Origin of the sequence: Burkholderia sp. BDU5 (assembly GCF_001522845.1) — a bacterium.
Classification (GTDB): domain Bacteria; phylum Pseudomonadota; class Gammaproteobacteria; order Burkholderiales; family Burkholderiaceae; genus Burkholderia; species Burkholderia mayonis.
This window is the reverse complement of record NZ_LOWC01000067.1, coordinates 104921-130980: the sequence shown is the minus strand read 5'-3', so window position 1 is coordinate 130980 and position 26060 is coordinate 104921. Positions and strand designations below refer to the sequence as shown.

General features: G+C 63.3%; 22 protein-coding genes and 1 pseudogene. 12 read left to right on the top strand and 11 right to left on the bottom strand.

Features of this window, described 5'->3' with window-relative positions; genetic code table 11:
• Nucleotides 1–9: 9 nt before the first annotated feature.
• The 3 genes from WS69_RS12790 to WS69_RS12780 all read right to left on the bottom strand — a co-directional run bounded on the left by WS69_RS12790 (nt 10) and on the right by WS69_RS12780 (nt 1136).
• Entirely contained in the window at nt 10–549 is a 540-nt protein-coding gene (locus tag WS69_RS12790; RefSeq protein WP_059471159.1) for an A24 family peptidase, read from the bottom strand.
• Nucleotides 550–640: 91 nt separating this feature from the next.
• The gene (locus tag WS69_RS12785) at nt 641–787 is read right to left on the bottom strand and encodes a Flp family type IVb pilin (protein WP_059471128.1); all 147 of its coding nucleotides are present in this window, start codon (nt 785–787) and stop codon (nt 641–643) included.
• A gap of 178 nt (nt 788–965) precedes the next feature.
• Nucleotides 966–1136: a Flp family type IVb pilin gene (locus WS69_RS12780; protein ID WP_059471127.1), complete on the bottom strand. Its 171-nt coding sequence runs from the start codon at nt 1134–1136 to the stop codon at nt 966–968.
• A gap of 690 nt (nt 1137–1826) precedes the next feature.
• Between WS69_RS12780 and WS69_RS30905 the strand changes: the two genes are divergently transcribed.
• The 6 genes from WS69_RS30905 to WS69_RS12755 all read left to right on the top strand — a co-directional run bounded on the left by WS69_RS30905 (nt 1827) and on the right by WS69_RS12755 (nt 7228).
• Nucleotides 1827–2216, top strand: a complete 390-nt coding sequence (locus WS69_RS30905; RefSeq protein ID WP_231747129.1) for a hypothetical protein — start codon at nt 1827–1829, stop codon at nt 2214–2216.
• A 193-nt stretch (nt 2217–2409) separates the two neighbouring features.
• Nucleotides 2410–3618 carry a glycosyltransferase family 87 protein gene (locus WS69_RS12775; protein ID WP_059471126.1) on the top strand — a complete coding sequence of 403 codons (1209 nt, stop codon included), beginning with the start codon at nt 2410–2412 and terminating at the stop codon, nt 3616–3618.
• Nucleotides 3615–5036, top strand: a complete 1422-nt coding sequence (locus tag WS69_RS12770) for a glycosyltransferase family 87 protein (RefSeq protein ID WP_059471125.1) — start codon at nt 3615–3617, stop codon at nt 5034–5036. The genes WS69_RS12775 and WS69_RS12770 overlap by 4 nt, the downstream gene beginning before the upstream one ends.
• Nucleotides 5021–6082, top strand: coding sequence for a glycosyltransferase family 2 protein (locus tag WS69_RS12765; protein ID WP_059471124.1), 1062 nt, complete (start codon nt 5021–5023; stop codon nt 6080–6082). Before WS69_RS12770 ends, WS69_RS12765 begins: the two co-directional genes overlap by 16 nt.
• 16 nt (nt 6083–6098) lie before the next feature.
• Entirely contained in the window at nt 6099–6845 is a 747-nt protein-coding gene (locus WS69_RS12760) for a class I SAM-dependent methyltransferase (protein ID WP_059471123.1), read from the top strand.
• Nucleotides 6842–7228 carry a GtrA family protein gene (locus WS69_RS12755; RefSeq protein WP_059471122.1) on the top strand — a complete coding sequence of 129 codons (387 nt, stop codon included), beginning with the start codon at nt 6842–6844 and terminating at the stop codon, nt 7226–7228. The genes WS69_RS12760 and WS69_RS12755 overlap by 4 nt, the downstream gene beginning before the upstream one ends.
• 68 nt (nt 7229–7296) lie before the next feature.
• On the opposite strand, the pseudogene WS69_RS34700 reads toward WS69_RS12755, so the two are convergent.
• Nucleotides 7297–7754, bottom strand: a pseudogene (locus tag WS69_RS34700) (Lrp/AsnC family transcriptional regulator); the annotation flags it as partial.
• A gap of 296 nt (nt 7755–8050) precedes the next feature.
• On the opposite strand from WS69_RS34700, the gene WS69_RS35480 reads away from it, so the two are divergent.
• Complete coding sequence (locus WS69_RS35480; RefSeq protein WP_331457975.1) at nt 8051–8626, top strand: transposase; 576 nt, start codon at nt 8051–8053, stop codon at nt 8624–8626.
• A 119-nt stretch (nt 8627–8745) separates the two neighbouring features.
• Here WS69_RS35480 and WS69_RS12740 read toward each other — a convergent pair whose 3' ends face one another.
• From WS69_RS12740 to WS69_RS33270, 5 genes are read right to left on the bottom strand one after another with little or no spacing between them, the layout of a single operon-like run.
• On the bottom strand, nt 8746–10047 hold the full coding sequence (locus WS69_RS12740; RefSeq protein ID WP_059471120.1) for an IS701 family transposase: 1302 nt from the start codon (nt 10045–10047) through the stop codon (nt 8746–8748).
• A 32-nt stretch (nt 10048–10079) separates the two neighbouring features.
• Entirely contained in the window at nt 10080–10295 is a 216-nt protein-coding gene (locus WS69_RS33280; protein ID WP_156438105.1) for a hypothetical protein, read from the bottom strand.
• 20 nt (nt 10296–10315) lie between these two features.
• Nucleotides 10316–11254 carry a hypothetical protein gene (locus WS69_RS33275; RefSeq protein ID WP_156438103.1) on the bottom strand — a complete coding sequence of 313 codons (939 nt, stop codon included), beginning with the start codon at nt 11252–11254 and terminating at the stop codon, nt 10316–10318.
• Nucleotides 11190–12956 (bottom strand): iron-containing redox enzyme family protein, encoded by a 1767-nt coding sequence (locus WS69_RS12730; RefSeq protein WP_197419248.1) that lies wholly within the window; start codon nt 12954–12956, stop codon nt 11190–11192. Before WS69_RS12730 ends, WS69_RS33275 begins: the two co-directional genes overlap by 65 nt.
• A 60-nt stretch (nt 12957–13016) precedes the next feature.
• Nucleotides 13017–13190, bottom strand: a complete 174-nt coding sequence (locus WS69_RS33270) for a hypothetical protein (protein ID WP_156438101.1) — start codon at nt 13188–13190, stop codon at nt 13017–13019.
• A gap of 477 nt (nt 13191–13667) precedes the next feature.
• Between WS69_RS33270 and WS69_RS33265 the strand changes: the two genes are divergently transcribed.
• Nucleotides 13668–14183, top strand: a complete 516-nt coding sequence (locus WS69_RS33265) for a hypothetical protein (RefSeq protein ID WP_156438099.1) — start codon at nt 13668–13670, stop codon at nt 14181–14183.
• Between the two features lie 417 nt (nt 14184–14600).
• Nucleotides 14601–15818: a cupin domain-containing protein gene (locus WS69_RS12720; protein ID WP_059471116.1), complete on the top strand. Its 1218-nt coding sequence runs from the start codon at nt 14601–14603 to the stop codon at nt 15816–15818.
• Nucleotides 15819–16649: 831 nt separating this feature from the next.
• On the opposite strand, the gene WS69_RS12715 is transcribed toward WS69_RS12720, so the two are convergent.
• Nucleotides 16650–18347, bottom strand: coding sequence for a M4 family metallopeptidase (locus WS69_RS12715; RefSeq protein WP_059471115.1), 1698 nt, complete (start codon nt 18345–18347; stop codon nt 16650–16652).
• 1291 nt (nt 18348–19638) lie between these two features.
• Between WS69_RS12715 and trhA the strand changes: the two genes are divergently transcribed.
• Entirely contained in the window at nt 19639–20259 is a 621-nt protein-coding gene (gene trhA / locus WS69_RS12710) for a PAQR family membrane homeostasis protein TrhA (RefSeq protein ID WP_025990539.1), read from the top strand.
• Nucleotides 20260–20729: 470 nt separating this feature from the next.
• Here trhA and WS69_RS12705 read toward each other — a convergent pair whose 3' ends face one another.
• Nucleotides 20730–23141 (bottom strand): DNA polymerase II, encoded by a 2412-nt coding sequence (locus WS69_RS12705; protein WP_059471114.1) that lies wholly within the window; start codon nt 23139–23141, stop codon nt 20730–20732.
• Nucleotides 23142–23478: 337 nt separating this feature from the next.
• Between WS69_RS12705 and WS69_RS12700 the strand changes: the two genes are divergently transcribed.
• Together WS69_RS12700 and WS69_RS12695 are read left to right on the top strand one after the other, a co-directional pair.
• Nucleotides 23479–24804, top strand: coding sequence for an MFS transporter (locus WS69_RS12700; RefSeq protein WP_059471113.1), 1326 nt, complete (start codon nt 23479–23481; stop codon nt 24802–24804).
• Between the two features lie 70 nt (nt 24805–24874).
• Nucleotides 24875–26041 carry a glycerate kinase family protein gene (locus WS69_RS12695; protein ID WP_059471112.1) on the top strand — a complete coding sequence of 389 codons (1167 nt, stop codon included), beginning with the start codon at nt 24875–24877 and terminating at the stop codon, nt 26039–26041.
• Nucleotides 26042–26060 lie beyond the last annotated feature (19 nt).

Genomic DNA, 26060 nt, shown 5'->3' with positions numbered 1-26060 from the left:
TGCGCCGCGTCAGGTCGCCGCCGTGAACAGCACGCCGAGCGTGCCGATGGCGATCGCAACGCCGTATGGCAGCATCCCGACCGATTCGATCTCGGGCGCGGCGCGCGCCGCTGACGGATCGCGCAGCAGCGCCGCGTGCGTGAACAGGTGGCGCAGGTTCGCGAGCAGCTTGCGGAACTGGCCGCGCTTCAGCACGACCGCGAGCGCCCATGCGCCGCCGACGATGAACGTCGCGAGCACGATGCGCAGCGCGAGCGGCGGTCCGACCCAAGAGCCGATCGCGAGCATCAGCTTCACGTCGCCCGCAGCCATGCCGCGCAGCAGATAGAAAGGCAGCAGCAGGCCGGCGCCCGTTGCCGCTCCGGCGAGCCAGGCGGCGAAGCCGGTGTGCGGGCCGGGCAGCCCGCATTGCGCGACGAGCGCGCTCGCGAGGCCGAGCGCGATCAGTCGATTGGGAATGTGCCGGCTCGACAGATCGATGCTGGCTGCGACGACTGCAAGTAAAGTCACGCAGAGCGGGATCGGTTGCGGCGGCAGAGCGGAAAGCATGACGAGCCTCGCGTCGTATTCAATCGTTCGATGAACCGCTTCGGTGACGCCAGCCGGCATGCCGGGCTGGCGCACCGTGGCGGGGCTGGAATTACACATCCGAAGCGACGGTGCTGAACACTGACTGCAGACTAGTGCCGACGATTTGCACCGCACCGATGATCACGATCGCAATGAGCGATGCAATCAGCGCGTATTCGATTGCCGACACGCCCGATTCATCGCGCAGCCAGCTCATGACAGCATGGGCGGGTTGCGCGTCGAGCCAGCGCGGACGGGTCGACTTTCGGCAAAAGGACTGGGTTCTCATGAATCGCTCCTCAGCGGCATCGAACGGAACTTCGAACAGGAACGAACGGACGGAAAGTGACGGACGGCGAGTTGCGCAGAACCATCCGTCCTTCCGGCGACGTGCCCTACAGATCGCTACCGATCGTCGTGAAGACGGAATTCAGGTCGGTACCGACCGTCTTTACCGCACCGATGATCACGATCGCGATCAAAGCAGCGATCAGGCCGTATTCGATGGCACTGACGCCGCCTTCGTCACGAACGAACTGCTTGGCGTATTGAACGAGGCTGGACATAACTCTCTCCTTTTGAATCACTAAGAAAAACCCTTGCCATCGATGGCGCGGGACGTACAACGGGAACTGCTCCAACTACTAGGCGCTGCGGGTGCTGCGGGCACAACAGGCACAACAGGCACAACAGGCACAACAGGCACAACAGGCACAACAGGCACAACAGGCACAACAGGCACAACAGGCACAACAAGGCACAACAAGGCACAACAAGGCACAACAAGGCACAACAAGGCACAACAAGGCACAACAAGGCACTACGGGTACTGCAAGGCACCGCTCAAAAGCGGACTGCGGATCAGAACAGCCGCAGCGGGACCTGCACGCGAACGCATGCGCCGGCGCGGACGGAACGATCTGCGGGATGGGGCTTGCCGGCGCGTGCGCATGAGTCGATGCGCGCCGCACGGCGCTGCCCGGGAAGAATGCGGAAGCGACGGCCGTTCCGACCGGCGGCTGGTTCATGAGCGGCGGCGCAGGTGTGCGCCGCTTCGCTGCTGGAGCGGCTGAGAGGCCGCTGGGTGGTATATGTGGACATTGCCTTTCCCCGGTATTCACAACGAGCAATCTTTTCCCGGCGCCCGGCCGTAGCCGGTGCACCGCTGGTCGAACGGCGACTCCCTGTACACATTCGGCGCCGCACTCGCGTGCATTGCGTCGAATGCGACCCCGTGGGTGACGTCGGCGAGATTCTTGTCTGTTGATCTGGCTGCTGCGAATCTTCCGATCGTCGCGTCGTCGTTTGCCGTGCAGCGCATTTCGCAAGGAGTGGGCCAGCTTTCGGGAAGTCACGGCGGGACAAGGGCAAGCGGCTCACAGGTGCAACACTGCGGGCATGACGCGGTGCAGAAGGTTTCGGATTTGATACACACGAGCGCGCGCCGCCGCGCCGCCGCCGCCCGCAAACGCCTGCCCGGCAAGGTCAAAAAAATTTTGTCGGGACTTTCCCGGATTCGAAACACGGCGAAGAGAGCCGTGCCAGACGACGCCGGCGGAGACGCGCTACGACGCAAAATGTTTCAACTCCGTAACGCGGCAGCCGCTGTTCGTCATTTTTCATGCGGAATTCGCTTTTTTGCGTGACCCGTGGCGATATCGCGCGTCGCCGCGATTTGCATCAACGCGCTTTTTTTTCTAACAATGGAAGCGCGGCGACGTCATGCAAATCGAAACGTCGTCGGATCGAACCCATAAAAAATATCGACGTGTTTAAACAAAACGCTTAATCACACATCGGGGCATCATGGATCTTGCAAATCGGGGAACATGCTTCGGCATGTTGCGTTCCGGCGGATGGCTGACGAGCGATCGCGTGCTCGCATACGGCGGCGCAACGCTGATTCTCAGCATCGCGCTGCTGGGCGCGTGGGGGTGGGCGACAAACGGGTTCATCGCGAACACGACCGTTCGGCCCGGCATCGACTTCACGGTGTTCTGGAGCGGATCGCACGTGATGCTGCACGGCGCGCCCGCGACCGTCTACGACTATCCTGCATTCTCACGTGTAGAAGCGGCGCAGCTCGGCGCATACGTGAATCGCAGTTTCCTGCCGTGGGTGTATCCGCCGACGCTGCTTCTGCTCGTTGCGCCGCTCGCGCTCGTGCCTTACGTGCCGTCGCTTCTGCTGTTCTGCACGGTCAGTCTCGTCGCGTATGCGAAGGGCGTCGGCGCGGTGTCGGGCTTGCGCAAGCGGCTGACGCAGCCGCGTTTCGCACCGTTCGTGATCCTGTCTTTCCCCGGCGTGCTCGTTGCCGCCGTCGCCGGGCAGAATTCGCTGCTCACGGCCGCGTGCGCGGTACTCGCGGTCCGGCTGCTCGCGAAGCGTCCGGTGATCGCCGGCCTCTGCATCAGCCTGCTCGCGATCAAGCCGCACATGGCGCTGTTGTTTCCGTTGCTGCTCGTCGCGACGCGCGCGTGGCGCGCGTTCTTCGCCGCCGCCGCCGGCACGCTGGTCTTCGCGGCGGCGAGCGTCGCCGTCTGCGGGACGGCGTCGGTGCACGCGTTCCTGTCCGGCACGACGATGCTGCGCGAGCTCGTGCTCGAGCGAGGCACACAATACTGGCTCGCGTCGCCCGCGCCGTTTTCGGCGATGCGGCTCGCCGGCGCGTCGCTGCACGTCGCGTACGCGGTGCAGATCGGCGTCGGCGCGCTCGCGGCCGTCGCGGCGCTGAACATCTGGCTGCGCACGAGCGACCTGCGTCTTCGCGCCGCGGCGCTCGCGATCGCGACGCTGCTCGTGACGCCCTATCTGTGGCATTACGAGCTCGCATGGCTCGGCGTCGCGCTGTTCTGCGTGCTCGCGTGCGCGCTCGATACCGGCTGGCTGCCCGGTGAGCAGCCGGTGTTCGTCGCCGGCTGGCTGCTGCCGTTCTTCGAGTTCTTCAATCGCGCGGCCCATCTTCCGCAGATCGGGCCCGTCGTGCTGCTCGCAGTGCTGCTGATCGTCGTGCGCCGCGCGCGGACGATGCCGGGAGTTGCGCGATGAAAGCCCATCCGCGCGGCCACGCGGCGGCGCATCGCGACGTCGAATGTCCAGAGCTGCCGGCGGCCGGTCCGCGCCGTCGCCCGCACTGGCTGGGCGCGAAACGGGTGCGGACCTATGCGGTCGCCGCGCTCGTCTGCTATGCGGCGTTCGGGAGCATCTACCTGTTCCGCTGGCTGTCCGGCGGAATCGGCTCGCCGCTGCCGCCGACGATGGATTTCGTGCCGACGTGGAGCGCCGCGCGGCTTGCGGTGCATGGCCACGCGGTCGACGCGTGGCGGTTCGCGGCGCTGCACGCCGTCGAGCTGCAGGCGATGCCTTCGATGCACGACTTGCGCGGCGTGCTGCTGTGGCTCTATCCGCCGCAGACGCTGCTGCTCGTAGCGCCGCTCGGCTGGCTGCCGTATCCGGCCGCGGCGATCGTGTGGATCGCCGGCACGGGCGCGCTGTTCGTCGCGACGGTGCGCGCGATCGTGCCGCGCCGGCTCGCGGTGCTTTGCGCGTTCGCGTTCCCCGGCACGTTTTTCGTCGCGCTCATCGGGCAGAACAGCCTGTTGACGGCCGCGCTCGCCGGCTTCGGCCTCGTCGTGCTGCGCCGCCGCCCGGCGCTCGCCGGATGTTGCTTCGGAATCCTCGTCATCAAGCCGCAGCTCGCGCTGCTGTTTCCGCTCGCGCTGCTGTGCGCTTCGCAGTGGCGTGCACTGCGCGCATGGGCGGCCACGGTCGCGCTCGTCGCCGCGTCGAGCACGCTCGCGTTCGGCCTCGGCGCATGGATTGCGTTCGCGCACGACGCGGCGTCCGCGCTGCGGACGATCGGCGCAGGGCAGGCGACGCTCGCGCGGATTCCGACGTTCTTCGCGTTGGCGACGTTTGCTGGACTGCCGCTCGTCGTCGCGCAACTGCTGCAAGCCGGCTCGATCGCGTTCGCGGCCGTCGCGGTGATCTATGCGTGGCGCGGCGCGACTTCGCACGCACTGCGTTCGGCCGCGCTCGCCTGCGCAAGCCTGCTCGTGAGTCCGTACCTGTACGACTACGACCTCGCCTGGTACGGAATCGTGATCGCGTGGGCGGTGCGCCACGCGCATGCGGAAGGCTGGCGGCCGCTCGAACGCGAAGGGCTCGCGCTGCTCGCGGTGATGCCGCTTGCGGGGCTCGTCGTCGTCGAGCCGCTGCGGTTCCAGTTCCTGCCGCTCGTGACGGCGGGCGCGCTCGCCGCCATCGTGAGCCGCATCGCACGCGAGCGCCACGGCGCGCCGAGTCTGCCCGGCGACGAAGATGCGGCGGATGCGATCGATTCAATTCGTTTCATTGCGGCGCGCGGCGCGTCGGTCGCCGCCCCGCGGCACACGCGAGCGGCGCCGCCGCTTGCCGGCCGCCGCTGCTACGGGGCCCAGGGAGAACCGCCATGCGGGATCAAATAAACATACCGCTCATTTCGCTCGTCGTACCGTTCTACAACGAGGGCGACGCAGTCACGCGATTTTTCGCGGAAGTCGTGCCGTTGATGGAGCGCATCGAATCGATCCGCTTCGAGATCGTCTGCGTGAACGACGGCAGCCGCGACGACACGCTCGACCAGCTCGTCGCCGTCGGCGCGCAGGATCCGCGCGTGCGCGTGATCGACTTGACGCGCAACTTCGGCAAGGAAGCCGCGCTGACGGCGGGCCTCGACGAAGCGAACGGCGATGCGGTGATACCGATCGACGCGGACTTGCAGGATCCGCCGAGCCTGATCCCGGTGATGATCGACCATTGGCGTGAAGGCGCCGAGGTCGTCGCGGCGAAGCGCAGCAACCGCGCGTGCGACACGTTCGCGAAGCGGACCGCGGCCTCGCTCTATTACCGCGTGCACAATGCGTTGTCCGAAGTGAAGCTGCCCGTCAACGTCGGCGATTTCCGGCTGATGGACCGGCAGGTCGTCAATGCGCTGTGCAGCTTGCCGGAGCGCCGCCGCTTCATGAAGGGGCTGTTTGCATGGGTCGGCTACCGGACGGTGATCGTCGAATATCAACGCGAGGCGCGCTGCGCCGGCCATTCGAAGTTCTCCGGCTGGAAGCTCTGGAACTTCGCGCTCGAAGGGATCACGAGCTTCAGCACGGTGCCGCTGCGCAGCTGGACCTACATCGGGCTTTGCATCGCCGCGCTCGCGTTCCTGTACGGCGGCTTCATCGTCGCGCGCACGCTGTGGATGGGCAATCCGGTGCCGGGCTACGCATCGCTGATCTCGGTGATGCTGTTCATCGGCGGGATCGAGCTCGTCGGCATCGGTGTCGTCGGCGAATATGTCGGACGCATCTATTACGAATCGAAGGAGCGGCCGATCTATCTCGTGCGCCGCCGCTATCAGGCGCGCACGAAGGTGACCGCGCTGCCCGTCGGCAGCGCCGCGCCGCGTGCCGCGCACGCCGCGCGAATCGATTTCTCACGGCGGCGCACGATGCCGCGCGCCCGCGCCGAAAGCCGCTGACCGACAGGAGGACGCCATGTCACCCGAAGCTTATCTGCAGATGGCCGAAACCGAGGCCACGCACTGGTGGTTCCGTGCACGGCGCGACATCCTGCGTGCATTGCTGGCGGGGCTCGCGCTGCCGGCCGGTGCACGCATTCTCGAGATCGGCTCCGGCACGGGCGGCAATCTCGGGATGCTCGAGGCGTTCGGCGCGGTGAGCGCGCTCGAGATGGACGAAACCGCGCGCGCGCTCGCGAACCAGAAGACCGGCTGGCGATTCGACATCCGCGCGGGCCGCTGCCCGGACAACGTGCCGTTCGGCGACCAGCGCTTCGATCTGATCTGCTTCTTCGATTGCCTCGAACACATCGAAGACGACGCGGCCGCGCTGCGCCGCGTGAGCGAGCATCTCGCGCCGGGCGGCGCGATCGTCGTCACCGTGCCCGCGTACCAGTGGCTGTGGAGCGCGCACGACACGTTTCTCCATCACTACCGGCGCTATGACCGCGCGGCGCTCGCACGCTGCGCGCAGGCGGCCGGCTGCACGATCGTACGGAGTTCGTACTTCAACACGCTGCTGTTTCCGCTTGCCGTCGCCGCGCGGATGGCCGACCGGCTGCTGCATCGAGCGCGCTCGAGCGGCGACGCGATCGGACCACGTGCGGTCAACTCGACGCTCTATCGCATCTTCCGCACGGAACGAGGCTGGCTGCCGAAGCATTCGCTGCCATTCGGCATGTCGCTGTTTGCGGTCCTGACGAAGCGGGACGCGCCGCGATGAGCTTCGTCGCCGACATCGGCATCGGCGCGCGGATCGTGCGCTTCGGCGTGTCCGGCGCGTTGTCCACCGTGCTGCACGCGACGATCGCCGGCACGCTGATGGGTGCGTTCACCACGACCGCGGTGCAGGCGAATGCGATCGCGTTCGTCAGCGCGACGGGCGCGTCGTACCTGCTGAACACGCTGTGGAGTTTTTCGGCACCGCTGCGCTGGCGCAACGTCATGCGCTTCCTGATCGTGTCGGCGGCCGGATTGATGCTGACGATGGCGATCTCGCGCGGCGTGCAGGCGCTCGGCGTCGCGGCCGCGTGGAGCATCGCGGCCGTCGTCGTGCTCGTGCCGCCGTTCACGTTCGCGATGCATCGAATCTGGACGTATCGCTGACGTCGGCGGTGTATATCGGCGCGGGCGGTGCTCTGCGCCGCTGCTCGCTGAACAGCGCGTCGAGCGCGATGCGTCTCGACGAACGGTGTCTTGCTGACGACGTAGCGGAAATGCTTGTCGATGCCGATGCCGCGATTGAGCCGCGCTTCGGCGAGGCTTGGGCCATGCGCGAGTCCACGGGCGACGAGCTTCAGCAGATAGTCGTGACCGCCGCTCGCGAGACGGCGCTCGACGCTCTCGTCGATGTCGAAGATCGCGGCGACGAAGCGGTCGAAATCTTCGCGACGAGAGGGCAAGCGTGCCTTTCATGAACACGGCTTGCGTGGTGCCGAGCGTTTCGAAGCGGATCCGCGCGCCGTAGCTGGCGATGTAGCCCGCTTGCTCGAGCCGCTTCACGCGGATCTGGGCGGGCTCGGCGACAGGCCGGCCACATCGGCGAGTTCGGTTTTCGTGATTCGGCTGTTTTTTTGGGGAGTTCTGAAAGGATGCGCCAATCTATCCGATCAAGCTTGCAGTCGCGGCTCATGGCCGAACACCGGCCGGTCGTCGGGAAAGGGACGGGGCGCGCGGCGCGGCGTCGCGGCGCGCGCCCGCCGGGCGCGTCGACTCGCCGGCTCGCGGGCATGCCGTCGACCGTGCGCATGCTACCCACGTCGCGCCCAGGCTGCGTCGTCAAAGTGCGCCGAAAAAAGCGTGCGCGCCGTGTTTCGGTTCCCGCAGGCTGTATTTTGTGCTGAGCGGTTCGTCCGGCGGGTGAGCAGACCGCGCCGACTCAGCGCTTGCTGAGCAAAATGCGCCCGGCGGCGTGCGGTCGCGCCGTCGATGCCCGCGTTCGGCTCGAAAGCGCCGCGCTGCACGGTACCGCGCCATGCCGCGCCCGGTCGCTCGATCGCGCGCTCGTCGCACTGTCACGGACTCCATATCAGATACGCGGCACCCGGCGCCCGGCTTCGGGTGTCCGTCGCGTCGCGCTCTGCATCGTCCGGCATCGTTCGTGCGCCGTTCGACTCCTTTCATCCGAATCTCCCGTTTTCGGCACGTCGCCTGGCTGACGATCCCGAATTGCCTGAAGAGCGGCTCCGGCGCGTTCACGGACGGCGGCGGCTCTGCCGCTCGATTGCATACGTGGATCAGGGTTATACCGGCGAAGCGGCTCAGCTGGCAGCGCAAAACCACGGCATTGAATTGGAAGTGGCCAAGCATACCGAGGCCAAACGCGGATTCGTGCTGCTGCCCAGACGCTGGGTGGTCGAGCGCAGCTTCGCGTGGGCCACGCGTTTTCGCCGCCTCGCGCGTGACTATGAACGCTGGCCCCAAACGCTGGCGGGATTCCGTTTCCTCGCCTTCACCTGTCTGATGCTGACAAAAATCATCGACCTCGTCCATATAGGTTCATGACATCTATAGTATTACTGTGTCACAAAGTAATTCGTGGATTGGCTTGTTCGCAGCATGGGCAACGCGCGAGTCTGGCGATGAGCGCCGAGGCGATGTGATGGCGCAGTGCAGTAATCGAATCAGGAACGTGACGCTGGGCGCGCTGGGCTTCCCCGTGGAATGTAATCTTCGGGTAGTGCAAAGACTTGGCGTGCGACGGCGTTTTTTGTAGCGCCGGGCGTCTTGCCGGCGGCGATTCGTTCAGCGACGAGAAACCCGTAAGCCGCGATGCTCAGGACCGCATGATGGTGGAATCCGCGCCAGCCACGGCCCTCGTAGTGGCCGAGACCCAGGTTCTGTTTCAGATCCTGATAGTCACGCTCGATGCGCCAGCGCATGTGTGCTTTGGCCACCAGTTCGGTTAATGGGATATCCGGCGGCAGCGTGGAGAGGAAATATTTCAGCGGCTCGGCATCGCCCGCGAGCCACTCGATCAACAACCATTGCTCAGCATGCAAACGGGCGCGGCCCCGGTCGCCTCCGGCGTGGCATACCCGTACTGCGGCAAATCGACCGCTGAGCATGTTGTTGCTGCCTTCGCGCCAGCGTACCGTCTGGAATACGGTTTCAGGCAGCGCGCGGGCCAGATCCTTGACCTTCATTGGCTTGCGCTGCGCTATTTCCCGCAGCCTCACGGGCGGGCGGCCACGACCATCATAGGGCTCAGTCGGCAGCGGTTCGATGCCGGGCGGCCAGACAACCACTGCCGATGTGATGCCCACGACATAGTCCAACCCCAGTTCGCCCAGACGCTGACGAAAAGAGGTGTCGACTCCATAACCTGCATCGGCCAGCACACAGTGCCGCGGTGCGCCTGCGGCCAGCAGGGCTTCCAGTTGTTGCAGGGCAATTTCCGTCTTCGTGGCAAATGTCACCTCCGGCGGCACGCCGGCCTTTTTACGCCGCTGCGCATCCTCAGCCCACTCCTGAGGCAGATACAGGCGCCACGCCACCGGGATGCTCGCCTGCTCGTTCGCCAGTGAAATGCTCACCGCGACCTGGCAGTTGTCCTGCTTGCCCGATACGCCGCAATACTGCCGCGCTACACCAACCGAATGCTTACCTTTCTTCGGAAAACCCGTGTCGTCAATGATCCAGAAGCCGCCTGTCGAGAAATTCATTTTCGGAACCACCCACTGACAGACCCTGCGCAACATCTCGTCGTCGGACCATTCCGCTTTCGCGACAAAGTGATGCAGAGCTTGGTGACGTGCGCTGACATGCAGCGGGTCGATTCCTGCGGCCATCGGCTCAACGCTCTTGCGCGACAGCGGCAACATCAATCCCGTGCAATAACCATGCAGCCCGGCACGCCGATCCGCGTGCCCGAGACCCGCCGCCAAATGCTCCATGTATCGCTCAAACCGCTCGCTCGCGCTCATCGCTTCTCATGAACAGTGCCAAGGTACGCTCATTATATATTTTTTGTGACACAGTAATGATATTTCGACGCGGCCCCTTCACTATCACTCAGTTGTGCCTCGACCAGTCGCAACACCGCCTGCGACTGAAAATTCGCCGCCAACTGATCGAGCTTATCCACCAAGGGCTGGTAGCAGGCATCGACTTTGACGATCTGCACCGCGCGACGACGCAGTTCGCCAAGTTTGCCCGCCAACGCCAGGGGCAAACGCGCTCTTAGGTCTGGAGTCAGAGTGCGAGCAGATAATCTCCAGGCCAGCCGAACAGCGGATCAGCTGCGAAGCCACGGAGGTTCAGAGGGCGATTCGGTTGAATGCAGCAGTAACCTTCGATGGTGCTGTCGAGCGTACCGGTCTTGTCCAGGATGATTGACGGGTGCAATCTGCGCACGACGACAGACGGGTCCCACGTCGTTTCCTTGCCGCGCCAGCGCGCGCCTTCCTTGATGAACGACGCGCGTATGGTCGTACAACTGCGACTCGTATTTGAACTTACAGCCCAATCCGAGTCGAAGCGGGCGCGAATCTCGATTGCACAACGTCCGGTGCAGCCGACCACGCGCTCCGCTCCCAGCGTCCGTCGTACTTCGACAACCGTGTCGCGGCGGCCGGTGACGATTGCAAGTGCGACCTGCGGCGGCGGGGTCTGCTTGAGCAGGTTTTTTGCATCGCTTCGCGCTGGACAGAGACTGCGGTTCATCCCGAGAGCTTTCGCTATCTTTGCAACTACCCGGCCGCCCGTGATGACATTTTCCCGACTGAATGCGCACATAACCGGAAGGCGTAGAAAAGCAAAGGGCAATGCACGGCGTATGATGTGCAAAGCAAATCCGTAACCGGGCAATAGCGAAAGCACCAAGCCATCGTCACTGGATTTTGTCCCAGCGGCGTTGCAAGCCATGAGTTTGCGATACGACCACGCTTTCAACTCAAGCAGTTCAGCGGTAAGCGTTTGGCGCCATATCGAGATCGGCATGCGCGAGTCTCTGGTCGCCAGAAGCAGGTTTTCCAATGCGGGTTGATCGTCCAGAAGCGTTTCGAGGGCGGCCAGCGCGTCCAAGTCGAGTTGACGCGCCCGAAGTGTATCGAGCGGTGCCGAATGGTTAACCGATCCACCCGATTCGCTGCGCAACTGAGGCCTCGTGTACGTAATGATCTGCGATTCCATCAAGGAAGCTCCAAGCCAGTTGTCCGATCAGTGCGCCATGTTCCAACGTCATCGGTTCCAGAGTGTACGGGCTGAGGAGCGTCGCAAGTTCGTCGGCGTCGTCGCAGTGTCCACAATCCCGATCGATGTGGTCGTGGTCGCGCATCCCGACAATGATCTGTGCGGCTCGCGCAGAGGTCTTCCCGACTGCCTCATAGAACGCATCGCTGTTGTCCCGCAAGGACCCCTGCAAACAGATCTGCGCCAGGCAGTAGGCTTTCCAGTCGGCCCGTGCCGCGTCGACCAGCGCGCCGACAAAAGATCTCGTGGTCGGAAGCGGACGCCAAGCTGCGAGATTGACACCTTCGGGCAAATGACGTTCCAGAATCGACGCGTGACCCTGCTCTTCCTTCATATGGTGCACCATCCAGTTTCTGATGCGCTGGTCGGGGCACGATGCGATCACGTTGGCGTTATGACGGGCGGCAGCCCGCAAATAGAAGATGTTCTCCACGATCCAACCCGTCGCGAGTGCAACGGCAGACTTGCCCTTTGCGCTGAGCATCAGATCCCACAGTCGGTGACCATCGATCAGACGCACCCAGTCCCGCGCATGGGTGGGCATAGGATGCACGTCAGGATGCCAACCGGAAGCTGCAAGTTCGCCAAGCGCGCGCGGAACGTCCGCCGGTGGCGCCTTTTCCAACAGAACCACGCTCGACAGCGCGGCGCGAACCGCAAATGTTTGATTCGCCGCGTAAGCCGTTGCATGCATGACACTTGCGGGCCAAACCGGAATGCCCGACCAGAAGCGGTCGCGATGCGCCGCCTGTTCATCGGTTCTTCTAGCGCCCGCATCGTCTTGGGAAAGCAGCAGCACGGCCATGCCCGAGCTTCCTTGCTGAAACGCGGAGAACCAGCGGAACAGCATTTCGGCAACCAGTGTGCTGGCGTTCAACGCGTTCGCAAGCCGGTCAGCGTGGACGGTCGGACCGAGCGCACGCAGAACCTCGCGCCAGGTTCGACCATGGCCAAGTTCATAATCTACGGCGACATGGCGCTTGAATGCCTCGACAGTCGATGCGGGCAACAGACGGCGCTGCACCAGCATGTCGTGCCACTGCAGGATGCAATCTCGATTGTTTGCGGTCGATTCCAACAGGCCGGAGCAGACCGCAGCGGAAAGAGGGTCGTGAGTTGCCACGTCACGCATCAGATGGATCAGCTCAATGGTGCGCGGATCGGGGCGAACCGATCGGGCTGTTTCGGCAGACACGCCCAATGTCTCAAGCGCATGCTCGAAGTAAATCGCATGATTGCTTTCTTCAAGCAGGTGGCGGGCAAGGATCTCTGTGATATCGCCGTCGGGATAACTGCAGGAAATGCCTGGGGCCATGCGGGCGGGAGCTGCCGCGAGATAATGCCGAGTTTCGATGAGGTAAGCGAGGAGTGGCTCGATGATATTCTCGCCAGAACGGAACTGTTCCCACAGAGGATGGGAGAACAGATAGTCCATAGCCGCATCGAATTGCTCTTCGATAATTGTCTCGGCGATCTCGATGGGAAGATCATGTTCGATCAGGCTTAGGTCGAGCGTCCGGCCGATGCGCGTGACAAGCTCAGGTTGAGGCGCCTCGCCATTGCCAATCAGTAAATTATCGATTCTGAAAACCCGCTTTCCCGAAATGTCCAAAAAAAACGGGACTGTTCGCCGAAGCTCCATCGCTATTTCCCCTTGCCGCAGGCGCCGAGGGACCATGGCGCCTGCGCGAGCTGAAGATGATCATTCGACGACTGCGGCACGCAACGCGGAAGCGGCTCGCTCAGTGGCGACGACGATCGCCTCGAGTTGCTGAATATCTTCCTCGCTAAGTTTTCCTTGGCGCAGGCGCGTTTTGACTTCGGCGAGCTTTTCGCGAGTCGGGAATTCAGTAATCTTTGAACTTTTTTGCTCCATGGCATTTCTCCTTTAGCTCGTGTTCGCGATGCCGGATGGCGCGTCGCTCTAGAAGCATAGAGCCTCTGGGATGAATATGCCAAATGTAAAAACCGATTTGACTTGCGAAACTTAAGTTTCAATTTTTCGATGGATTGATGATGAATGTGAAAAATTGTTGTAAAAATGTTTTATTTTGAGAAATAAATATTTATTTGTTCATTTCGGTAATTGCAGGATTGCTTGTTAGGGTATTCGATTTCATAAAAATGTACTTCGATATCGTCTTGAATTTCCATGCGTGCGTGCTAGTGTTGAATGGCTTCGGGCGTGCTTCGCGTCGTCGTCTGTCAGTGACGCGAAACGTCAGTTACGGAAGGAGCGCCTTGATTTTATGAATGACCAATAGGCTGACCCACCTTGCGATCCGAAAATAACGTTGCTTTTCTTCGTTTTAAAGGTGCTTTAATTCAATTGCGTAAACTAAGGAGAGTGAAAATGAGTGAATCCAGCGCAAAAGTTTCTGAATTGGGGGCAAGTGATCCGGCAGTGAATCTTGCAAAGAATCTGTCGACGGATCTTGCGCGCAACCTTGCGGAAGATTTGGGACGGAATTTCGCCCAGGATCTGTCTCGCAATCTGGCTCAGGATCTGGGACGAAATCTGGCGCAAGATCTGGCCCGCAATCTGGTGCACGATCTGAGCCGCAACTTCGCCCACGATATCTCCCGCAACCTTGCCCAAGATCTTGCGCGCAACGTCGCGCAGGATCTGAGCAGAAATCTTGGGCAGGAAGTAACGCGCAATGCGGCGACCGATGTGAGCCGCAATCTGGCCCAAGACCTGGCGCGCAACGTGGCAACCGACATCAGCCGCAATCTGGCCCAAGATCTGGCGCGAAACGTGGCAACCGACATCGGCCGCAATCTCGCCCAGGATCTGGGTCGAAATCTGGCGCAGGATCTGAGTCGTAATCTGGCCCAAGACCTTGCCAAGGCGCAGTACAAGGCTTGATTGATTTCGCGATCAGCTTGGCCTGATCACGGAATTCACATGCTCGAGTCGCTCGTGCCGAGCGCTCGAGCATTAACGGCGTGTAGATGCCCGATTGCCATCTCGGAGTTCAATACGGCATCAAGCAACGCTTCTTCGCTGTTCGCGTGGTAGTGCGTACACGGGTGACGTTGAACTCGTGGCACTCACTGTGTGTACCGCACTGCAGCGTCGCTGCCGCTTTCGCAATCGGACTATCGGTCGAGTTTGGGCGTGGACGTGCGTCCGGCTACGCCCGGTGCAGCATCCATTCTGTTGACGGAAGGCAAAGCCCTGAGTGCGGGCAGATGGTTTCCATCGTGCGTCGCGACAAAAACGAAAGCATTTTTTGCCGGATGTGTTGACTCAACCTCTTCGATTCTCGATAGGTGACTCCATATGGCAACAGACAACGCCCCGTTCACATTCTCCGATCTGATTGCCCCGCTCAGTGCAGATCAGTTCTTTTCCGAATATTGGGAAGCGAAGCCGATGCATCTCTCGAGGGGACATCAAAGGCACTACGCGCAATTGATTTCGGCGGGCGATGTTGAAACCATGCTAGCCAAGCACGACATTCGCCATCCGGGAATCCGGCTCGCGAAAGCGGGCCGCTATCTTGCCCCTGACACTTATTCAATAGATTTGCACTATGGAGACGATCTGTTTCGCGGCGTTCCTGATCTCGATACGGTATACGCTCACTATCGGACCGGCGCCTCAGTGATCTTGCCGGCCCTCCATCGAACGTGGCCCCCGCTGAATCTGCTTTGCGCCGCCATGGAGGCCGAACTCAATCATGTGGTGCACACCAACCTGTATATGACTCCAGGCGGCACGTCGGGGTTTTCCGCGCACTACGATGCTCATGAAGTGTTCATTTTGCAGATCGATGGCCTAAAGCACTGGCGAGTGTACGAGCCGCCTCTACTGCTTCCACACCATACGCAACCCTTTTCTCCCGCGGGATATCAGCTGCCCAAGCCCATGCTCGAAATCGATCTCATGCCGGGCGACGTTCTGTACCTGCCGCGTGGCTATGTTCACGATACGCTTACGAGCAGCGCCCATTCGGTCCATGTCACGCTTGGCATCAGTGTCTACACGTGGGTCGAATTGATCGCCGAAACACTGGCTGCCTGCAAGGAGCGAGTCGATCTTCGTCGGGCTTTGCCGCCCGGCTTTGCAAACAATCCGGAATCCGTTGCACATCTGGCATCGTCGCTCCACGAGATTCTCGGTACACTCCAATCCCTCGTTGAACCGCAGACCGTAGTCGATACCTTCACGAGAAAAGTGGCGCGCGGCACAATCAGGCGACGCGGTTTCTTCAAACCTCAGGCGACAACCATTGGATCCGATACGCGCCTTTATCGGCTGCCACCCGGTCGATTCCACGTTTCTCAAAACGAAGATCAGATCGTGCTTACCTTTGACGGCAAATCGATGACTTTGCCGGGTTATGTGCGCGACGCGATCGCCACCATCACGGAAAGCGAGTCGTTTCTGGTCCGGGATCTGGCGTCCGGACTCGGCATGGACGGTTCCGTAACGTTGGCGCACGCGCTCTTTCTTGCAGGGTTCGTCGCAGCGGAGCTAGAGCCGACGGGCACGTGATGTTTCAATGGGGTTGGGGCGTAAGGGGGGCGTGCGGATTCGGGCAGTTGGACCAAGAAGAGGTGAAGGGACTGCTTCTGTTTCATGGAGCCGGTTAGCATTATCTTCAGGATAGACAGACCAAGGAGACGGATAAGCCAATTATTGGCGACGAACGCGGGCGCTGATCGAATCGCTCCTGCCGCCAGCGAAGCCGTGCGGCTTCAAGTACCCGGGCCGCAAGCGAGTGCTGGACCTGGCGGTATTGACGGACGTCCTGTTCGTGCTGAGGGCAGGTATCGGTTTGCGCGGCTTGCCTGCGGAGATGAGGGGCGGTTCTGTAATGATTTGCGAGACCTGCGCAGGCTAAGCGGCTAACGGGAATACCACCCCGGCGTTTTCATCTTCAGCGCTTGTTGGGACGTCGATGGTTGCAGAGCTGAATCCGGCCGGCAATCACGTGGCAGGCATGCAGCCGTGTCTATCGTGATGGCCTGCAATCAGGAGATAGACGTATCGCCGATGGGCAAGGTGCGTGGCGAATTGCTGAATCGGGAATGGTTCCGTGCCGTGCCGAGGTCAAGGTACTCAGCCGCCAACGCCAATATGCGTGAAGGGGACAACCGGCTTCATGAACGAGCGTATTTCCACGACTTTCTCGAACACGCAGTCCCACCGCACTGATGAAATGCCCTTCGATCAGCCGCTTGCGATTGCAGGCGGTTGATCGATGTCTACTCTTCCCAGGCCCCGCCGGCGCTCGACCTCGATCGGCTCGCGTTCGTCCGGATCGACGTGCAGTCGCGTGATCGTCGCGATCGGCAGGGCCCTCGGCGCGCAAGCGCAGCGCCGTCAGTTCACTCCAGCGGCGCTCCACGCGCGCGCGACCGTTGCGCTCTCAACCGAATTCACGCCGTACAGGTCATTCGCCGCCTGGATCGATGCGCGCCTTGCGCTCGGGTAGCTGGAGTTGGTGGTCAGGTACACGGTCAGCGTCCGGTACCAGATCTTGCCGGCTTTGTCGCGACCGACGCCGCTGAAGCCGGTGTCGCCGTTGCAGACCAGTTGGCTCTTCGACAGTCCGGTGTCGGTCGCCGGCGCGACCGGGCCTTCCGACAGCAGATAGAAGAAGCGGTTGCCGACGCCCGACGAGTAGTGCGGATCGTGGCGCGGATTGAACCACGAGAAGCCGCCGGACGGATAGCAACTGTATGACCGGCCGTCGAGATCCTGCTTGTACATCTTGCGCAGGCCGCCGCTCGTCACGCGCGCGCCGATCACGTAGTTGCCCGGATCGTTCGGGTTGGCCGCGTAGAACTTGACGAGCGCGCCGAAAATGTCGGACGTCGACTCGTTAAGACCACCCGCATCGCCTGAATAGTTCAGGTTCGCGGTGGCTTCGGTTACGCCGTGGCTCATCTCGTGCCCGGCCACGTCGATCGACACGACTGGCTTCGGCAGGCGGCTGCCCGGCTCGCCGTCGCCGTACGCCATCACGCGCGACGACAGCCATGCCGCGTTCGCGCCGGTCGTGCCGCTGCCGGTGTTGAATACCACGTGGGCGTAGCTCTTCACACCGCGGCCGTCGTTGAAGATGCCGTTGCGGTTGTGCGTGGTCTTGTAGTAGTCCCAGGTCAGCGCGAGGCCGTAGTCGATGTCGGCTGCGACGGTCTGCCGGTCGCTGGTCGTGTTGTTGCCCCACACGTTCGTGCTGCTCGTGAAGATCGGCAGATCGGTGGCCCGCTCGACGTCGTCCGAGCTCAGGCCGCGGCCGTCGTACACCGAGCCGCTGCCGCGGGTCGGATCGAGCATCCGGTACGCGTTCGCGCCGGTCTGGTCGGTCGTCAGCGACAGGTCGCCGTAGTACAGCGAACGGCCGGTGCCGGTCGCGGAGGCGGTCTTGATCAGGTCCTGCGCATCGAGCACGTTGCCCGTGCGCGCGTCGACGTAGTAGAGCACGGCTTCGCCGTGGATGTCGGTCGCCTTGCCATACACGCGCACCGCGTAGGCGAGCGTCGGCGCGACGTCGCGCGCGAACACGACGAGATCCGCGCCCTCGACGCGGCGCACATCCGCGCCGAAGCGCGCGGACGCGACGCGTCGGGCCGCGTCCGCGCCTACGTCGGGCGCGTTGCGCACCACGAAGCGGTCGCCGACCTTGCCGATCTTGCCGGCGAGATTGATCGGCGTGGGCTGGGTCAGGTTCGCCTGCTTCAGTTGCCCCTGGCTCGAGTGGACGACGACGTCGCCGCCGATCACGGGCAGACCCGCGTAGAAGCGGTCGAAGCGCACGTGCTCGGTGCCGTCGGGGTCGATGATCACGTCGCGCACCTGGAACTGGTCGCCCTCCACCGGCGCGCTCGCCTGCGCGGCCGCGAACTTCAGCGTGCGCGCGGCGCTGCCTGCGGCCAGGTTGAAAGCGACCGGGTTCTGCTGGATCAGTTGCAGCGCCCGGTCGACTGCGGCCTGTTGGTCGCCGGCGTGCGCAAACGCGCTGAGACTGGCGAGGGAAATCGCAGTGACGGACAGCAGGCAAGATAGTTTCTTCATGTAGTCCTCCAGATAACGAATACGTAATTATTGAAAACGTATTGAGAGCAAGTACTAAACATGAGGGGTGCTGCGAACTGCAAAGGCATGCTAGGAGGTTAAATTAATATTTACAAGATAATTACCAATAAATTAAATTTTCATTGTGCCGGAATGAATCGAGTCAGGTGTTGGTGAGAAATTTGAAATGATCTCGTGCGGTGCGGCGGGCGCGGCGGGCGCGTCGGTGACACGGAGTCGGCGGCATGCGCCGAGCGAGCGTCAGGCGATTCGATCGTGGAGTGGCGTTGCGTGCGATGCGGCTCGAGCGAAACTTCAGGTGTGCTTGCAGACCAATAACGGCGGTCATGTTTTATTTCATTGGACATTCATTTCAATTGTTAATGGTATTTAGTGAATATTCAATTGACTTATAAAGGCGCGTTTGTCGATTCAGGCGGCCTTGATTTTCGAATGGGCGGCGGATGTCCGGCGAACTGGCCGGCGAACGAATGGCGAAATTGATTTGAAGCGCGAAACGGCGCGGCGTCCGATGACATGCAAAAAATGCGGCTCATCGCATGACGCGATGGCCGTCAACGGCGGACACCGAGGGAATATCCGTAGACACACGTGAGATCCCGCGCCGGATGCGTCCAGCGCGGGGAAGGTCAGTTTCTGCCGGTGATGCTGAGCGCACCGCAGGGGTTCGGCTTGAGCTACACCTTGCCGGCGGCCGGCTTCGTCGCGTCGAATTCGACTGCATGCCGCTGCGCTCGCCGATCTTCACGCTGCTGCCGTCGCGGGATAGCTGGTCAGCGAGCTGCTTGCTACAGACCGCGGGACAGGCGGTCTCCGTGGCGAGCGGCACTGGCGAATCCAGGTGTGACGGTAATACCTATGGCACGTCTCCGTCGTAGATGTGACGATGAGTAAAGCGGGATACCGCAGTCCGGCAAGCGAGATGCCTCGCGTGACGCAGTTCGCGATGGTGAACGGAGTGCTGGTCCGCGATGCAGCATGTAAAGCAGGCGATTGCGCGACAACCTGTCGCTCCTCGCGGGGAAAATCGAGCGGAAACGGTTCGATCGGGCGTCGTTGCAACGAATGCCGAATCAATGCGCGAGTACGGCGGGAGACTTGCCGGGCCAATCGCCGCGGCGGGTTCCGAATCGCCACCGATCCTCGTGGCCACTGGCGAACGAGTCGAAATACCGCCGCGCGTTGTCTACGGATGAAAACTCATTGTCGGTTCCGGCCCGGTATCATGTCGATGGCATACCTTGTTGAATCCGTGCGGGAGGAGAGCGTCGTGCATGTCGGTGAGCGTTTCAACAGCATTACCCATCTCGTTGGTGCAGTGCTGTCGGTGGTGGGGCTGGTGACGCTCGTGACGATGGGCGCGCTCGACGGCGACGCGTACAAGGTCGTGAGCTTCAGCGTGTACGGTGCGATGCTGTGCGTGCTCTATGCCATCTCGACGCTTTACCACAGCGTGCGCAGCCCGCGCCTGAAAGCCATTCTGCAGAAATGCGATCATTCGGCGATCTACCTGCTGATCGCCGGCAGCTATACCCCGTTCACGCTCGTCACGTTGCGCGGACCGTGGGGCTGGTCGCTATTCGGCGTCAGCTGGGGGCTCGCCGCTCTGGGCATCGCGCAGGAACTCACGCTCGGGCGGCGCACCCGCATTGTTTCGATGACGCTGTATGTCCTGATGGGATGGCTCGCGCTCGTCGCCATCCGCCCGCTGATCCATGCGTTACCGGCAGAGGGCACCGCCTGGCTCGTGGCTGGCGGCGTCATCTACAGCGCCGGCATCTACTTCTTCATCAACGATGAGCGCATCCGCCATGGGCATGGCATCTGGCATCTGTTCGTGCTGGCGGGCAGCCTGTGTCAATTCGTCAGCGTCGCGCGCTACGTTGCATGACGTACCGGCGATCATGAACGCCGGGTTGGCTGCCTGACGAAAAGCTGTCGTCCGCTTTGACGGTCCTTGCCCGCGTGACGGCGACAACGGTCGGTCTCGGGACGAAGCGGACCTCACGCGGCGGGAGGTCATCGATGTGGGCGGACGTGTGCGAGCGACGTCGCGCCGCATGCGATGAATGGCCGCTTACGGGAATGGCATCGATCTCGAGATCGGGATTGGCGGGATACGACACGCCGCATGCGGGTCAGGGGTTGCCTGTCGATGTTTCTTTCCAAGAACGACTTCTTCGAGCGTTTCATCGTCCAAGGACATCTGTTTTGAGGCGAGCGGAGCCGGCGTACCTCGGAGAAGATGTTTAATGGGGCGCTTCATGGAATGCCGAAGACGACTTTTCCGAAAGCCCCAACGCCGATAGCGTGCCGGGAGCCAGCCTATCGCACGCTTCGCGCCGCGTGACTGTCCGGCCGCTAGAACAACCGCCCCTGCCCCGAGATCACTGACTCGAAATCATCGCGCAGAAACGGGAGAATCGCGTCGGCGACGGGCTGCAACTGGCGGCTCACGTAGAACGTGTAATCGATCGGCGCACGCGGCGTCTCGAGCGGCTCGGGACCCGCCGCCGTCATCACGTAGCTGATCCATCCGCCATGCTGGTACTGGAGCGGGCGTCCCTGTTCGCGATTGAATGCGTCGGCAACGCGTGCGGCGCGGACGTGCGGCGGGACGTTGCGCTGGTAATCGCCCAGTGGCCGGCGCAGTCGTTTCCGATAGATCAGCAACGCATCGAATTCGCCGGCGAGCGTGCGGCGCACGTATTCCCGAATGAAGTCATGGTACGGCTCCCGCTTGAAGACCAGCCGATATAGCTCCCGCTGGAACCGCTGGGCCAACGGAGTCCAGTCGGTCCGCACGGTCTCGAGGCCCTTGAACACGAGTTCCTCGCCGCCGTCCGGTGCGACGGTTAGACCGGCGTAGCGCTTCTTGCTGCCTTCCTCCGTGCCGCGAACGGTCGGCATCAGGAATCGGTGGTAGTGCCGCTCGTATTGGATCTCGAGTGCGCTGTCGAGTCCGAAGCGGGCCTGCAGATGCGTCCGCCACCAGCGATTGATGTGGCCGACGAGCGCGCGGCCGATGCGATCGGCTTCTTCGCTGGCGTGCGGGCGTTTCAGCCAGACGAACGTCGAGTCGGTGTCGCCGTAGATGACGTCGTAACCCTGCGCCTCGATGAGCTTGCGCGTCTCGTGCATGATCTCGTGACCGCGCATCGTGATCGACGACGCGAGCCTCGGATCGAAGAACCGGCATCCGGACGAACCGAGCACGCCGTAGAACGCGTTCATGATGATCTTCAGGGCCTGTGACAGCGGCTGATTGCGCTGGCGCTTCGCGAGCTCGCGGCTTTCCCAGACGCGACGCACGATGTCCGGCAGGCAATGGCGGCTGCGCGAGAAGCGGGCGCCGAGAAAACCGGGCACCGATTCGCTGTCGTCGGGATGGCTGATGCCCTCGATGAGCCCGACCGGATCGATCAGGAAACTGCGGATGATCGACGGATACAGGCTTTTGTAGTCGAGCACGAGGACCGAATCGTAGAGTCCGGGCCGCGAATCCATCACGAAGCCGCCGGGGCTCGTCTGTCCGGTCACGTCGCCGAGATTCGGCGCGACGTAGCCCAGCCGGTGCATCTTCGGCATGTACAGATGCGTGAACGCCGCGACCGATCCGCCGATGCGGTCCGCCGGCAGTCCGGTGACGGTCGCGCGTTCGAGCATGAACGGCAGTAGATCCGCTTTCTCGAAAATGCGCGTGACGAGCTCGCAGTCCTTCAGGTTGTAGCGAGCGAGCGCGGGCTTGTCGTGATCGAACCGGCGCTGGATTTCGTCCATGCGCTGGTACGGGTTGTCGATCGCCTTTCCTTCACCGAGCAGCGATTGCGCGACATATTCGAGACTGAATGACGGGAAGGTCCAGGTCGCGGATTTCAGCGCGTCGATGCCGTCGATCACGAGCCGCCCGGCCGCCGTCGCGAAGAAATGATCGGGCTGCTGGCCGTGCGCCCGCCAGTCGAGCACGCTGCCGCCGCGTCCGAGCCGCAGCGGAACCCGATGCTGCTCGGCGTGCGCATGCAGCACGCGCAGGTCGAATTGCACGAGATTCCAGCCGATGATCACGTCGGGATCGTGCCGCGCGAGCCAGTCGTTCAGCCGCTCGATCAGCGCGGGCCGGCTTTCGCAGTATTCCAGCAGAAAATCGACGTTGCCGTTGCCGTTGCCGTTTCCGTTGCCGTTGCCATCGCCATCGCCATCGCCATCGCCGTTGGCCGGGCCGAGCATGAAGACCTGCCGCTGTCCGCATCCCTCGAGCGCGATCGAGTAGAGTTCGCTCTGGGCGCTCGTTTCGATGTCGAGCGACACGCATCGCAGTGTCGGGCGATAGTCGCTGCCGGTTTTCAGCTCGCCGTCGAGCAATGTGCCGTCGCTGTCCGGCACGCCGCGGAATCGGACCGGCGCGGTGATGAAGCGCTCCATCATATAGCGCTCCGGCGGAAGGACGTCGGATTCGTAGACGTCGACGCCCGACTGGTTCAGGCGCTTCTTCAGGGCGGCGAGATGGCGGTATCGCCGGCAATAGAGACCGACGACCGGGCGTCGGCGGAAGTCGCGCAGCGGGAGGGGGCGCAACACGGCGTCGGTGTCGCCGTTCAGCGTGCGTTCGGCCTGTTCCTGTTGCTCGGCGGGGATGAACGCGACCGATTCCTGCGTGCGCAAGCGGACCCGGCGCGGGCCGCGCTCGGTCGCCAGCCAGAACTCGACCTCGGTGCCCTTTGCCGTATCCCGCCAGTGGCGGGTGAGAATGAAGCCCTGTTCGAATTCCGTCAAACCATACTCTCGCTATCGACACGCAGCCGCGGGATTGTAGCGCCGGCGGCGGGGCGCGGCACGCGACGGCGCGCGGATTCGGATTTCGTCGGCTGATTGCGAGGCGAGGCGGCGCTCGTCGTCAGTGACGGCGGGCGTATGCCACATGCGGCTGCCGGAGGGTTCCGGCTGGGGCCGTTGCCGCGAAGGTTCATGAAGCCGCATACACGACAGGCTCTATGCGCTTGCACGATATATCGCATGCAACGCGCATCGGGCTCGTGCATCCGCCCGATGAATCCCCGGCGCGACATCCATACCATACGACTCACACGATATGAATGATCCGGAGACGCGTATGGACCACTCTTCTTCCGTTGCGGCGCGACCCGCGTCGGATCCGCTGAACGACGGCTATCGCAAGGTCACGTTCCGGCTGATCCCGCTGATCTTCGTCTGCTACCTGTTCAACTACCTCGACCGCGTCAACGTCGGCTTCGCGAAGCTGCAGATGCTGAGCGACCTGCAGATGAGCGAAACCGTCTACGGTCTCGGCGCGGGCATCTTCTTCGTCGGCTACGTGCTCGCGGGCGTGCCGAGCAATCTGATTTTGCGGCGCGTCGGCGCGCGCGTGTGGATCGCGATCATCATGGTCGCGTGGGGCGCGCTGTCCTCGTCGCTGCTGTTCGTGAAGACGCCGGCATCGTTCTACACGCTGCGCTTCCTTACCGGCATCGCGGAAGCCGGCTTCTTTCCGGGCATGGTGCTCTATCTGACGCAATGGTTCAGCGCCGAGCATCGCGGTCGCGCGATCGCGCTCTTCATGTCGGCGATTCCGATCTCCGGCGTGATCGGCGGCCCGCTGTCCGGCTGGATGCTCGACCACTTCTCGGTCGGGCAAGGCGGACTCGCGGGCTGGCAGTGGCTGTTCCTCTTGCAGGGCGCGCCGACGATCCTGCTCGGCGTCGCGGTGTTCGCGTTCCTGCAGGACCGGATCGACGACGCGCGCTGGCTGTCGGACGACGAGAAGGCGGCGCTCAGCCGCGCGCTCACGATCACCGCGACCGATGCCGCCCGGTCGTCGTCCGGACAGCCGCAGCGGATGCGCGACATCCTGTGCAACGCCGCCGTCTGGAAATTCGGCATCGTCTATTTCAGCATCCAGATGGGCGTGTACGCGATCAACTTCTGGCTGCCGTCGATCATCCGTTCGCTCGGCGTCGGCGGCAGCGGCGCCGTCGGCTGGTTGAGCGCGATCCCCTATCTGTTCGCGAGCATCGCGATGATCGCGGTCGGCAAATCCGCCGATGCGCGCCAGGAGCGCCGCTGGCATTTGAGTGTTCCGATGGCGGTGGGCGTCGCGGGTCTGCTGGTGGCCGCGCAGTCCGGCAATGCGATCGTGCCCGCGATGATCGGCCTCGTGCTCGCGACGGCAGGCGCGCTCACCGCGCTCGCGATGTTCTGGCCGCTGCCGACCCTGGTGCTGACGGGCACGGCGGCGGCGGGCGGCGTCGCGCTCATCAACTCGCTGGGACAGGTCGCGGGCTTCGTGAGTCCCTACATCGTCGGCTGGATCAAGGACGCGACGCAGCGCACCGATCTCGCGCTCTACATCCTGTCGAGCACGATGGTGGTGGGCATCGTCCTCGTGATGCGCACGCACGCGCGTCGCACCGGCCGCTGAAGGGCGGAAGGCCGCGCCTTTCGCCATTGCATTCGCACGCGACAGCGTGCGTCATCGAAGAGGTTCGCTCATGAAGATCGTGATAGCTCCCGACTCGTTCAAGGAAAGCCTGACCGCGGTCGAAACGGCGCGGCAGATCGAGGCCGGGTTCCGTGAAGTGTTCGCCGACGCCGATTACCGATGCCTGCCGATCGCCGACGGCGGCGAAGGCACGGTCGACGCGCTCGTGACGGCGGCGGGCGGCGAGCGCCGCGTCGCGAACGTCGGCGATCCGCTCGGCCGTGCGACGCGCGCCGCGTTCGGCATCCTGTCCGACGGCACCGCGGTCATCGAGATGGCCGAAGCGAGCGGCCTGCATCTCGTGTCCCCCGACCTGCGCGATCCGCGCATCACGTCGAGCCGGGGCACGGGCGAGCTGATCCGCGCGGCGCTCGACGCCGGCGCGCGGCGTTTCATCGTCGGTCTCGGCGGCAGCGCGACGAACGACGGCGGCGCGGGCATGCTGCAAGCGCTCGGCGCGCATTTCGCCGACGCCGACGGCGGGCCGATCGGCGCGGGCGGCGCGCAGCTCGAGCGCCTCGCGCGCATCGACGTCGCCGGTCTCGACAGCCGGCTCGCGGATTGCGCGTTCGAAGTCGCGTGCGACGTCGACAATCCGCTCGTCGGGCCGAACGGCGCGTCGGCGGTGTTCGGCCCGCAAAAGGGCGCGACGCCCGAGATGATCGCGCATCTCGATCGCAACCTCGCGCATTTCGCGGCGATCGTCGAGCGCGACGTCGGCCGGGCCGTTGCGCAGCTACCGGGCGGGGGGGCGGCGGGCGGTCTCGGCGCGGCGATGTCCGCGTTCCTGAATGCGACGCTGCGGCCGGGCGTCGAGATCGTGACCGACGCGCTGCGGCTGCGCGACGCGATTCGCGGCGCGAGCCTCGTCGTGACGGGCGAGGGCTGCATCGACGGCCAGACGCTGCGCGGCAAGGCGCCCATCGGCGTCGCGCGCATCGCGGCGGAATGCGGGGTGCCCGTCGTCGCGATCGGCGGCGCGGTGACGGGCCAGGCCGACGCGCTGTATCGGCACGGTATCGACGCGATCTTCGCGTCCGTCAGGCGCGCGTGTACGATCGACGAAGCCCTCCGCGACGCGGCGATCAACGTTCGCTTCGCTGCCCGCAACGTCGCGGCGGCGATTCGCGTCGGCTGGCATCTCGGCCGGCACGCGTCGTCGCGGCGCGTCGCGTAGCGCACACGCATCGGCCGCC